Source organism: Streptomyces sp. NPDC057438 (genome assembly GCF_042802995.1).
Classification (GTDB): Bacteria; Actinomycetota; Actinomycetes; order Streptomycetales; family Streptomycetaceae; genus Streptomyces.
Window position 1 is genome coordinate 55,644 of the sequence record NZ_JBHVDD010000048.1, and the last position, 12,175, is coordinate 67,818.

The 12,175-nt window shown below is 74.3% G+C and carries 6 protein-coding genes; 2 read left to right on the forward strand and 4 right to left on the reverse strand.

All coding sequences use genetic code 11. The annotated features are described in order from the left end of the window. Positions 1–75: 75 nt before the first annotated feature. The 4 genes from ACFU5F_RS24710 to ACFU5F_RS24725 all read right to left on the reverse strand — a co-directional run bounded on the left by ACFU5F_RS24710 (position 76) and on the right by ACFU5F_RS24725 (position 8,162). Entirely contained in the window at positions 76–999 is a 924-nt protein-coding gene (locus ACFU5F_RS24710; protein ID WP_383891097.1) for a carbohydrate ABC transporter permease, read from the reverse strand. Then, positions 996–2,360, reverse strand: a complete 1,365-nt coding sequence (locus tag ACFU5F_RS24715; RefSeq protein WP_383891100.1) for a carbohydrate ABC transporter permease — start codon at positions 2,358–2,360, stop codon at positions 996–998. Before ACFU5F_RS24715 ends, ACFU5F_RS24710 begins: the two co-directional genes overlap by 4 nt. 10 nt (positions 2,361–2,370) lie before the next feature. Continuing rightward, positions 2,371–3,822 carry an ABC transporter substrate-binding protein gene (locus ACFU5F_RS24720; RefSeq protein ID WP_383891103.1) on the reverse strand — a complete coding sequence of 484 codons (1,452 nt, stop codon included), beginning with the start codon at positions 3,820–3,822 and terminating at the stop codon, positions 2,371–2,373. Positions 3,823–4,259: 437 nt separating this feature from the next. Continuing rightward, the gene (locus ACFU5F_RS24725; RefSeq protein ID WP_383891106.1) at positions 4,260–8,162 is read right to left on the reverse strand and encodes an FHA domain-containing protein; all 3,903 of its coding nucleotides are present in this window, start codon (positions 8,160–8,162) and stop codon (positions 4,260–4,262) included. A gap of 560 nt (positions 8,163–8,722) precedes the next feature. Here ACFU5F_RS24725 and ACFU5F_RS24730 point away from each other — a divergent pair. Beyond that, positions 8,723–10,459: a serine/threonine-protein kinase gene (locus ACFU5F_RS24730; RefSeq protein ID WP_383891108.1), complete on the forward strand. Its 1,737-nt coding sequence runs from the start codon at positions 8,723–8,725 to the stop codon at positions 10,457–10,459. Positions 10,460–10,808: 349 nt separating this feature from the next. Beyond that, positions 10,809–12,047, forward strand: coding sequence for a serine/threonine-protein kinase (locus ACFU5F_RS24735; RefSeq protein WP_383891111.1), 1,239 nt, complete (start codon positions 10,809–10,811; stop codon positions 12,045–12,047). The last annotated feature ends 128 nt before the right edge of the window (positions 12,048–12,175 follow it).

A 12,175-nucleotide genomic window follows, 5' to 3' on the forward strand; every position in this document is an offset into this window, starting at 1 on the left:
GCCGTACCCGCCCGCACCCGCACCCGCGCCCGCCGGGGCCGTGGGCGCCGCGCCGAACTCCCCCTGCGGCCAGGGCTACTTCACGGCCCCCGCCATCACCCCCGACACGAACTGCCGCTGGAACGCGAAGAACACGGCCAGCGGGATCACCATCGAGATGAACGCGCCCGGCGCCAGCACCTCGATGTTGCTGCCGAACTGCCGTACCTGCTGCTGGAGTGCGACCGTCAGTGGCTGCGAGTCGGAGCTGGAGAACACCAGCGCGACCAGCATGTCGTTCCACACCCACAGGAACTGGAAGATCCCGAGGGAGGCCAACGCCGGTGCGGCCAGGGGCAGGACGACCGTCACGAACAGCCGCACCTCACCCGCCCCGTCCAGCCGCGCCGCCTCCAGCAGCTCACGCGGGATCTCGGCGAAGAAGTTCCGCAACAGGAAGATCGCGAAGGGCAGTCCGAAACCGACGTGGAAGAGGACGACACCGATGATGTCGCCGAAGATCCCGAGGTCCCGGAAGAGACCGGACAGCGGGATCAGCGCCACCTGCACCGGCACCACGAGCAGCCCCACGACGGCCATGAACCACCAGTCGCGGCCCTTGAAGTCCAGCCAGGCGAAGGCGTATCCGGCCATCGCGCCGATCAGGACGACCAGCAGCGTCGCCGGGACCGTGATCCAGACCGTGTTGAACAGGGCGTCCGTTATGCCGTCGTTCTCCAGCAGCGACTGGTAGCTCCTGGTGGTGAGTTGGGCCGGCGCCGAGAACACCGTCCACCAGCCGGAGGCGGAGATGTCGGTCGGGTCGCGGAACGACGAGACCAGCAGCCCGAAGGTCGGCACCAGCCAGAACAGCGCCACCAGCAGCAGGAACACGCGCAGCACCCCGCCCGCCGCGCCGCTCGCGAGCCGGGCGGCGAGGGAGCGCTTCCCGGCGGTCCCGGCGGTCCCGGCAGTCCCCGCGGCCCCGGAGGGCCCGGGGCGTTCCTCGACAGTCGTCACCGCTGGCGCTCCTTCCGCAGGCGCCGGATGTTGACCCACATCACCGGCAGCACGAGCAGCAGCAGGACCACACCGATCGCGCTGCCGAGACCGAAGTCGCCCCCGCCGCCGTACGACACCAGATAGAGCTGCAGGGCGAGGACGTTGGCCTCGTCCTGGGTGGGCTGGGGGGCGATGATGTAGACGAGGTCGAACACCTTCATCACGTTGATCATCAACGTGACGAGGACGACGACCAGCACCGGCGCGAGCAGCGGCACGGTGACCTTCCGGAACACCTGCCACTCGTTCGCCCCGTCCACCCGGGCCGCTTCGAGCAGATTGCGGTCGACGCCGGCGAGACCCGCCGCGATCAGCACCATCGCGAACCCGGCCCACATCCAGACGTACGACGCGATGACGGCCGGGGTGACGAGCGTCGGGCCCAGCCAGTCGATGCCGTTGTAGGGCGCCGCGAAGTTCGAGCCGGGCAGCCTGAGCCGGGACCCGTCGGCGGACTCCGGCAGGCTGAAGGTGCCGTCGGAGCCGCTGGTCGCGGTGGCGACGACCTTGCCGTCCTTCACCGCCTCGACCTCGACGCCCTTCAGCGCCTTCTCACCCGGGTCGACGGCCCCCTTCTCCCCGCCACCGCCGAGCCGGAAGTCCAGCCAGACGGTGCCGGTGACGCCGTCACCCTTTCCGGTCCCGGCGGCCTTGGCGTCCTGGGCGTCGCCGGGCAGCCGGTTGGGCGCGATACCGACGAGCGGGAGGAGCGCCGGGGTGCCCGCCCGGACGGTGCCCTCCGTGGTGAACGAACCGCCGCCGGACGCCCGCAGATCGCTCACCTGGGCGTTCGGCCGGGCCTTCGGATACACGGACTCGTCGACGAAGACGTCGTGCACGGACGTCACGACCGCGTTGGCCACACCCTGGTCCGGGTCCTGCTCGTACACCAGCCGGAAGATGATGCCCGCGGCGAGCATCGAGATCGCCATCGGCATGAAGACGATCAGCTTGAACGCCGTTCCCCAGCGGATCCGTTCGGTCAGCACCGCGAAGATCAGCCCGAGCGCGGTGACCAGCGCGGGGGCCACCGCGACCCAGATCGCGGTGTTGCGTACGGCGACGAGGGTGGAGTCGTCGGAGAAGATCTCCGCGTAGTTGTCGAGGCCGACGAAGCCCGAGCCGTCCGCGTCGAACAGGCTCCGCCAGACCGAGTACCCGATCGGGTAGACCACGAGCGCGCCGAGCAGCACCAGCGCGGGCAGCAGGAACAGCACCGCCACCCACAGCCGGGTGCCCGTCACGCTCTTGCGCGATGCGGCGGGGGGCGTCGGCAGCGCGCCGGCGCCCCCCGCCGTCTTCGTCACGGCAGACGGCATGAGGTCGTCGTCAGCCGTTCCCGTAGGCCTTCGCCGCGTCGGTCTCCAGCTGCTTCTGGGCACCGGCCACGTCGTCGGGGTCCTTCAGGAAGTCCTGGAGGTCCTTCCACTCGCCGACGCCCTGGGTGCCGCCGAACGCCGCCGGGGCCTGGTCGGACATGTCGAAGCGGAAGTCGTCGCCCGCCGCGAGCAGTGCCTTGGCGATCTCCCGGGTGACATCGTCCTTGTAACTGGCCTCGTCCATCTCCTTGTTGGGGGAGAGGAAACCGCCCTGTGCCGCCCAGATCTCCGCCGCGTCGGTCGACGCGAGGAAGGTGAGCAGCGCCTGCGCGCCCTTGCCGTCCTTCAGCGCCACGGCCGCGTCGCCGCCGGTGACCACGGGGGAGTCGTCGCCGACCGCCGGGAACGGGAAGACCTTCGCGTCCGTGCCGATCTTCGCGTCCGTGTCGCCGTTGATGGTGACGGCCACGAAGTCGCCCTCGAACACCATGCCCGCCGGGGTGTCCCCGCCGAACGTCTGCGTGATCGACTTCGGGTACTCCGTCTGCAGCGCGCCGGACGCCCCGCCCGCGATCAGGTCGTCCTTGCCCCACAGCTGGGCGAGCGTGGTGAGGGCATCCTTGACGGAGGGGTCGGTCCACTTGATCTCGTGCTTGGCGAGCTGGTCGTACTTCTCCGGGCCCGCCTGCGAGAGGTAGACGTTCTCGAACCAGTCGGTGAGCGTCCAGCCGTCGGCGCCGCCGATGGACACGGCGGGGGTGCCGGCGTCGGAGAGGGTCTGCGCGGTCTGCAGGAACTCCTCCCACGTCTTGGGTTCCTCGGTGATGCCGGCCGCCTCGAAGGCCGCGGTGTTGTACCAGACGAGGGACTTGTTGGCCGCCTTCGCGTAGACGCCGTACTGCTTGCCCTCGTACGCGCCTAGGTCCTTCCAGCCGTCCGAGAAGTTCTTGTCCAGCTGTGCCTGGGCCTCGCTGCCGAGCGGCTTCACCCAGCCCTTCTCGGCGAACTGGTGCAGCACACCGACCTGGGGCAGGAACGCCACGTCCGGCGGCTTGCCGCCCTCGATCTTCGTACCGAGGAACGTGGAGGTGTTGTTGCCGGTCGGTACGAAGGTCACCGAGGCGCCGGTGCGTTTCTCGAACTCGTCCAGCACCTTCTGGAAGTTGTCCAGCTCCGGGCCCGTGAAGACCGCCGCGACCTCCAGCTTCTGGCCGTCCAGCTTCGGCAGGCGCACGGTGGCCTCGTTGCCGCCCTCGCTGCCGTTGTCACCCTTGTCGCCGCCGTCGTCGTCCCCTCCGCACGCGGTGAGGGAGAGGGCGAGGACGCCTGCGGCCAGGGCCGCGAGGGCCCTGGCCGTGGGGGGACGGCCGGGGGATGTGGGCTTGCGGGTGCGAACCCCATGGCCTAAATCGCGAATCCGGTTCAAGCGGTGCGTGCGGTGCGTGCGGTGCGTGTTACGCATCTCTGACCCCGTTCTCCGTGCGTCGTCGAACGTAGAGCGCTGTCCCGTGCGCTCTGGTCTACGCCGCGTGGTCGGGGGCGGCAAGAGCGCCTGCCGCGTCAGCGTCGTGATCGTGACCGCGTCGTGACCATGAGGGTGGTGCCGGGGCGCTTCGCGAGGGCGGCGCGCTGTCGTGGGCGGGTGCCCGTACGTGGTGGACGCTCGCGCCGTTCCGCGCGCCCCTGGCGGGCCTGCGGCCCTCCTGGGGGTGTTGCGCGGGTGGGCGGCATCCCGTCCGTCGGGGTCGCTCGCGCCGTTCCCCGCCCCCCTCGGGGCCTGCGGCCCCTTTCCGGGAAGTGTTGCGCCGTGTGGGTGAGTGGCGGGTGCGTGGTGGTTGCTCGCGCCGTTCCCCGCGCCCCTGTCGGGCCCGCGGCTCTCAGGGGTGGGTGTCGGAGTGGTCAGAGCAGGGACGGTACGTGTGTTGCCGAGACCTCTCGGGCCGCGCGGTCCAGGGCGCTGGCCAGGAGGGCCAGGTCGGTGGGGCCGTTGCCCAGTTCGCGGACGGGGCGGCGCGCCGGGGGGTCGCCCATGCGTGCCCAGTCGAGCGGCACCACGGTCGGGCGGAGGGTCGCGGTGCGCGGGATACGGCCCGTGACGCGGCCCGCCTGGAACGCGGTCGTCCGGCCCCCCTCGCCCAGCAGCTCCCCCCGGCCGGGCGCCGGTTCGTCCGGACCCGGCACCGGCGCGCTCAGGACCACGCGCCCGCCCGCCGCCCGGCCCAGCTCACTCTCGCCCGCGCGCCCGCCGACACCGGTCGTGGCGACGAGGTGCACCCCGAGCCGCTCGCCCTCCCGGGCCACCGCCTCCAGGGCCCGTACGACGGAACCCGCCGCCGGGCGCCCCGTGGACCCCAGGGCGGGTGACAGCAGGGCGTCCAGGTCGTCGACGACGACGACGAGCCGGGGCAGCTCCGAGGCCGAACTCTTCCCGGCCGCGCCCCTGCCGTCCGGGTCGCTGTTCCTGCGGCTCGCCGGCGGCCGTAGCCGCAGGGTGGAGCTGGAGGACGAGTCGAGGTCGGCGGCCCCGGCCCCCGACGCCCCCGCCCCCGACGCCCCCGCTCCCGAAGGCGCCGAGCGCTGCGGGACGATGCGCCCCGAGACCTCACGCCGCGTGTGCCACTCCACGAAGCCCAGCCCGCCGAGCAGTTCGTACCGCCGCTTCAGCTCCGTGATCAGGGACTGCGCGAACTCCCGCATCCGGACGGGGTCGTTGGCCGTGAGATGCGTCCCCACATGGGGCAGGTCGGTACAGACCCCCAGCCCCTCCCCGGCCCGCCCACCGCCGGTACCGGAGCCGCCGCCGTCCCGCCCGTCCACGAGGGCGATGCCCAGCCGGTCGGGCCGCTCGGCGGCGGCGAGCGAGGCGACGACCGACCGCAGCAGCTCCGTACGGCCGCTGCCGGCAGGCCCCTCGATCAGCAGATGCGGGCCCTCGGCCACCAGGTCGACGGAGACCGGACCGCGCGGCCCCGCGCCGAGCACGGCCCAGGCCCGCCCGCCGAGCGCCGTCGTGTCGTCGGCCGCGTCCGCCCACCGGGTCATCAGCGACGCCGGTGTGGCCCGCGCCAGCCCCAACTCGTCCAGCAGCCGCGCCGACTGCGGCAGCGGCGCCGAGACCCGCGCCTGCCGGTCCCCGGCCGCCCCTTCCGTCCGCAACGGCGCCAGTGCCCGTGCGAACCGCTCCGCCCACGCCGGCGACACCGCGTCGAGCGTGGCCACCGTGCCGTGGTTCAGCAGCCCGGGCGCCTCGCCCGGGTCGAGGGAGGCGTGGTCCCGGGTGCCCGGATGCGTCCGCTCGTCGGCGCCGGAGAGCGCGCTGCCCGCGAGGTCGATGTGGGTGTGCGTACGGCCCCCCGCGGCCGGGTCCGCCCCGGCGGAGCCATGGGCGGGGTCGACCCGGCCCGCCCGGCCGGCGCCGGCCGCACCCGGTGCCCCGGAACCACCCCCCGCGCCGTATCCGGCGGAGGCGACCCGCAGCAGGCGCAGCGCCGTGGCCACGTCACCGCTGAGCAGGGCGACGGCCCCACAGGCGCGGAACGCGGGCGAGGTCTCGCAGGCCGCCGTGTACGTCTCCGTCACCGGCGAGGCGGGTGAGGCGGACTCCGTCTCGGCGAGGCACACGACATGGATCCCGGCGACGGGCCCCTCCTGCGCCAGCCGCACCACGGCCTCGCGCACATCGGCGCCTCCGGGGTCCCCGTCCACGATCACCACCGTGTACGGCCCCGTGAAGCCGCCGCCCGCCGGTCCGTCCTCCCGGGCCCACGAGGGCCGCCGCACGGTCCGCCGCCCGGAACCGCCGTCGTCCCCTCCGGTCCCGCGATCGGCCGAGCCGGGGGCCCCGGCCGTCGTCGCCCGTCCGCCGCCTGCGCCCGGCGTGCTCCCGGGCGTGTGTCCCGCCGCGTCCGCCGCGTGGTCCTCCACCCGGCGCAGCAGCTCGTCCAGCCGGGCCGTCGCCTGCTCGCGGTCGTAGGCGAGGAGGAGGCGGCAGTCCTGGCCGTGAGCGGGGCGGAGATGCGGGAGCCAGCCGAGCCAGGACCAGTCGGCGGCCCGCTCCCCGGCGGAGCGGGAGCGGTCCGCGCTGATCAGGACCAGTTCCAGGATGTCGGGGGAGTGCAGGGCGGCAAGCTGGGCCACGACCGCGCGGGTCAGTCCCATCAGCCGGGGGCGCGGCCCGGCCAGTCCCAGCGCGCCGACCTCGCGCAGCCCGGTGGTCACCGGCACCGCCGGCAGCAGGCCCGATCCGTCCGGCGCCGCCCGGTCCGCCGTCCCCAGCCGCACCGTCAGTGCCTCCGGATGGCTCGGCCCCCGCTCCCACAGCCGGGCACCCGGGCCGAGCGCGGTGAGCAGCAGCGCGGCGGGATCCGGCCAGGTCTCCGGCAGCCGCTCCCCGCCGGTGGGGAGCAGCGAGGCCATCGCCCCGCGCTCGTCCTCGTCGTCCTCCGTGTCGTACTCGTACGGGTCGTACGCGGCCTCCGCCTGCGCCCGCCCGCCGGTCAGACGCCGGGCCCAGGCCCCGAGACCACCCCGTCTACGCACCCCGCGCGGCACGTCCGTGCCCCGGAGCGGAGTGCCCTTGCGCGTGCCGGACCCGGCGGGCCCGTCGAGATCCCCGGGATCCGCCGCACCGCCGAAGTCGCCGGGTCCGCCCGGCCCGGGGGCCCCGGCGGCGTCGAGGAACGCGGCCGGCCCGTGCGCGCCGCCTGACGCGCGCGTGCCGCCGGATCCGTGGGCGTCGGAGTCCTCGGCACGGGGGTGGCCCTCGGCTCCGCGGTGGTCCTCGGTGTCACGTGGGTGGTCACCGCCGCGCCCGCCGCGGGTGTCACCGACGCGGCCATGGGCGTCCGCCGCGGCGCCGCCCGTCCCGTGGTCCTCGTGCGCGTGGTCCTGGCCGGCACCGGACGCGGCCCCCCGGCCTGCGCCGGCGGACGCCGTGCCCACCGCGCCGCCGGCCGTCCGTTCGATCCCGGGCACCCCGCCCTGCCCCGGCACCGTCCGCCGCTCGGTACGGCCCTGCCCGGCGCCCTCGGCCCCCGGCCCGCCCGCACCGCCACGAGCAGGCCCGTCGGGGCCGGAGCTGTACGGCGCCGAAGCTCCCGCGGGGGAACCCGCGTCCGGGCCCCCGACGCGCACCCGGACGTGCCCCTCCCCGTCCGGTGCCGTCGCGATCCCCCGTGCCCCCGACGAGGAGGCCAGGCGGAGCGCGGACTCGCCGATGCGCAACAGGGCGCCCGGGGCGAGGCGCACCGGGCGGTCGCCCACCCGGGCGCCGTCGAGGGTGGTGCCGTTGGTGGAGCCGAGGTCGACGACGGAGACACGGCCGTCGGAGGCGAGGGTGACCGCGCAGTGGAGGCGGGAGACGTCCGGGTCGTCGAGCGGGACGTCGGCGTCGGCCGAGCGGCCGACATGGATCTTCCCGCCGTGCAGCAGATGGACGCCGCCCGCGTCGGGGCCGGCCACGACATGGAGCTGCGCGGCGGCCTCGTCGACCTCGGGGCCCGCCTCGGCGGGGGTGCCCAGGGAGAGCACGGCGCCGTCGACGAGGGGCGGCTCACCGAGGGTGCAGCGCTGGGCGTCGAGGCGCTCGGCACCGGCGTAGAGCACGACCTGCCCGCCCCCGGCCTCCCGGCTGCGCTCCAGCCGCTCCGCGCCGCCGTCGCCGACGGCGGACGCGAGGCCCGCGGCCACGGCGGCCAGAGCCGTCCCGGCGGGCGCCGTGACCAGCACGTCGCAGGCCGTGGCACGTCCTCGCGGCTCGGAGGTCGGTCCCAGCGGGTCTACGACGGTCAGCCGGATCTGCATCGCCGTCAGCGGTCCCTTCCGCGCGGGCACCCGCGACGACGAGGACGAGACTGCGCGGTCCCCACCGCAGACTTCCCCCACCGCTCACGGGCACGTCGGCCAGTACTGGAGGCATCCTCGCACCTGCCGCTGACAACACGCCCGCCGCCCGGCATCAAGTGATCTTGATTGGTCGGCTCTGCCCCCAAAAGTGCCTGACCAGTGCCCGCTAGTTGATCACTTGAGATCGGTCACGTCCCTTCGGGAACGGCGTGCGTCCGTATCGGCCGCCATCGACCACCGCGTCCGTTCGTATCCGGAACGGCCCACGTCCGTCTCCGGCAACCAACCGTCCATGCATGAGCGTCTTTCCATCGAACACACACGGGTACCCGTACGTACTCGCGGACACGGACACCGGCCGTCAGCTCGCAGCAGGTCGGACGAAGTCACAGCAAAACGGGCGGGAAGAGTCAGGAAGACGACAGCCCGGTACCGCGGACGGCCGCACTACAGTGGGTCGGAACGCCCGCGGGACTCCAGGGTGTGACCAGGCAAGCAAGCAACAGGGAGCGCATGACGTGCGGCCGGTAGGGAGCAAGTACCTCCTTGAGGAGCCGATTGGACGCGGCGCCACAGGCACTGTCTGGCGCGCCCGCCAGCGGGAGACCGCGGGGGCCGAGGCGGCCGTGCCCGGACACCCCGGCGAGACCGTGGCGATCAAGGTCCTCAAGGAAGAACTCGCGAGCGACGCGGACATCGTGATGCGGTTCCTGCGGGAGCGCTCCGTGCTGCTCCGGCTCACCCACCCGAACGTCGTACGGGTGCGGGACCTCGTCGTCGAGGGCGATCTGCTGGCCCTGGTCATGGACCTGGTCGAGGGACCCGACCTGCACCGCTACCTCCGCGAGAACGGCCCTTTCTCGCCCGTCGGCGCGGCCCTGCTCACCGCCCAGATCGCCGACGCGCTCGCCGCCAGCCACGCCGACGGCGTCGTCCACCGCGACCTGAAGCCCGCCAACGTGCTGCTCAAGCAGGACGGCGGCGAGATGCACCCGATGCTGACCGACTTCGGCATCGCCCGCCTCGCCGACTCCCCGGGTCTGACCCGGACCAGCGAGTTCGTCGGCACCCCCGCGTACGTGGCCCCCGAGTCCGCCGAGGGCCAGCCGCAGACCTCCGCCGTCGACATCTACGGCGCCGGCATCCTGATGTACGAACTGGTCACCGGGCGCCCGCCGTTCAACGGCCAGTCCGCGCTCGAAGTGCTGCACCAGCACCTCAGCGCCGAGCCGCGCCGGCCCTCCACCGTTCCGGACCCGCTGTGGACGGTCATCGAGCGCTGCCTGCGCAAGAACCCGCGCGAGCGGCCCAGCGCCGTCAACCTCGCCCGCGCGCTGCGCATCGTCGCCGAGGGCGTCGGCGTGCACGCGAACTCCATGCAGATCGCCGCCGCCGACGGCGTGGGCCACATCCTCGCCCCCGACCCGGCCCCCGCGCAGGTGCCGGGCGCCGCCCCGGGCCCGTTCGGCTCGGCCGACGCGACGCAGGTCCTGCCACACGGTGCCGGCGCGTACGACCCGAACGCCGCGACCAGCGTGCTCCCGCACACCTCGGGCTCGGGAGACCCCACCACCGTGCTCCCGCACACCGGCGGCGCCGACCCGACGTCCGTCATGCCGCCCGTGCCCCCGCACGACCCCGGCGGCCGGCCGCCGGAGGAGCCGCACCCCTGGCAGAACCAGCTGCGCGCGGCCCGCGACCGCAACGAGCAGACCCAGATCCAGCAGTACCTCGACCCCGGTGAGGACCCGCTGCGCCGCCGCCCCCAGCGGCAGGCCAACCGGCAGCAGCCCCAGCCGCAGCCGCAGCGTCCTCCGCAGCAGCAGCAGCAGCCGCGCCGGCAGCAGCGCGGGGCCCAGGGCGGGCCCGGCGGCGGATACGGACACCCGCAGCAGCAACAGCCGTACGCCCCTCCGCCCCCGCCGCAGCCCCAGCAGCCGCAGCGGTACGCTCCCGCGCCGCAGCCCCAGCAGCCGGCGCCCCGGCCCCAGCGGGAGCCACGGCCGCCGCGTGAGCCGCGTCAGCGCAGCGCCAATCCGATGCGGATCCCGGGGCTCGGCTGCCTCAAGGGCTGCCTCTTCATGATCGTCCTGTTCCTCGTCGGAGGCTGGCTGATCTGGGAGTTCACGCCTCTGCAGGAGTGGATCGGCACGGGCAAGAGCTGGTGGGGGCAGCTCACCGACTGGGTCGGCGATGCGGCCAAGTGGGTCCGCGAGCTGGTCAGAGACTCGGGTTCCGGGGGCTCCGGCCAGTAGGTCGCCCAGTAGCTCGGGGCGCGGATTTCGTCGGCGTGTGCGGCTCCGGTGGGGGCTTCTCGCGCAGTTCTCCGCGCCCCTGAAAGCACCAGGCCCTGCGGGCCTGAAGGACACGGCCCTGCGGGCCGAAAAGCGCGTGGCGCAGCCCCGCTTTTCAGGGGCGCGGGGAACTGCGCGACCAGCCCCCACGCACCCGCACCCGTCGACGCACCGAACCCCCCCCCCCCCACCCGCGCATCCCGACACTGGGGACTTGTCGACATCCGAGGGGTGATTTCCGCCGCGGCGGTGAACCTCGGGGCCCGGGGCGCGTAGCTTTGTCGCCAACACGCGGCCTGTAGGAGCAGTCTTGGGACGGAAGATCGGAAGCCGGTACACCGCGAACCAGATTCTGGGGCGGGGCAGCGCCGGCACGGTGTGGCTCGGTGAGGGCCCGGAGGGCCCCGTCGCCATCAAGCTGCTGCGCGAGGACCTCTCGTCCGACCAGGAACTCGTCGGCCGCTTCGTCCAGGAGCGCACCGCGCTGCTGGGCCTCGACCACCCGAACGTGGTGTCCGTGCGCGACCTCGTCGTCGACGGCAACGACCTCGCCCTCGTCATGGACCTCGTCCGGGGCACGGACCTGCGCACCCGCCTCGACCGCGAGCGGCGCATGGCCCCCGAGGCGGCGGTCGCCATAGTGGCCGACATCGCCGACGGCCTGGCGGCGGCGCACGCGGCCGGGGTCGTGCACCGGGACGTGAAACCGGAGAACGTGCTGCTGGACATGCAGGGCCCGCTCGGCCCGGGCGGCGCGCACCCGGCCCTCCTGACCGACTTCGGCGTCGCCAAGCTGATCGACTCCCCGCGCCGCACCCGCGCCACGAAGATCATCGGTACGCCGGACTACCTCGCCCCCGAGATCGTCGAGGGCCTGCCGCCCCGCGCGGCCGTGGACATCTACGCCCTGGCGACCGTGCTCTACGAGCTGCTGGCCGGGTTCACCCCGTTCGGCGGCGGCCACCCCGGCGCCGTGCTGCGCCGCCACGTCACCGAGACCGTCGTCCCGCTGCCCGGCATCCCCGAGGAGCTGTGGCAGTTGCTCGTGCAGTGCCTGGCCAAGGCGCCGGCCTCGCGGCTGCGGGCGTCCGAGCTGGCCACGCGCCTGCGGGAGCAGCTGCCGCTGCTGGCCGGGATGCCCCCGCTGGACGTCGACGAGCCCGGGACGGAGTCCGGCGACGGGTACGAGGAGGCACCCGCCGAGGCGGAGGCGCCGCGCGAGCGGGTACGGCGGGGGGCGGTGCCGCTGGTGCCGGGAGTTAAGCCGGACTCCAACCGCGACACCCACACGTCGATGCGGGTGCCGGGACCGGACGAGCTGGCCGGGGGTGCGCGGGGGACCGCGCGGGTGCCCCGGGCGGCCGGGGCACCCCGGCCCGGGTCGGCCCGCAACCGGGGCAGCACGGTGCGGCGCCGGCGGATCACGCTGGGCGCGGCGGCGGTGGCGCTGATCGCGGCGGTCGGGGTGGGTGCGTGGGCGGCCACCTCGGGCGACGAGGGCGGCGGGGCGCCGTCCGACACGAAGAATTCGGCGCCGGGGAATCCTTAGGGGGCGCCTGATGGCTCGGGGTGTGGGTTCGTCGGCGACCGCGGCCCGGTGGGGCTTCTCGCGCAGTTCCCCGCGCCCCCTGGTAACCCGGGCTCACCCCATGCATCAAGGGGCGCGGGGAACTGCGC

Excerpts from the sequence above, each read along its gene's own strand:
- ACFU5F_RS24715 (WP_383891100.1), bottom strand. The coding sequence starts at position 2,360 with ATGCCGTCTGCCGTGACGAAGACGGCGGGGGGCGCCGGCGCGCTGCCG.
- ACFU5F_RS24720 (WP_383891103.1), bottom strand. The coding sequence starts at position 3,822 with ATGCGTAACACGCACCGCACGCACCGCACGCACCGCTTGAACCGGATT.
- ACFU5F_RS24725 (WP_383891106.1), bottom strand. The coding sequence starts at position 8,162 with ATGCAGATCCGGCTGACCGTCGTAGACCCGCTGGGACCGACCTCCGAG.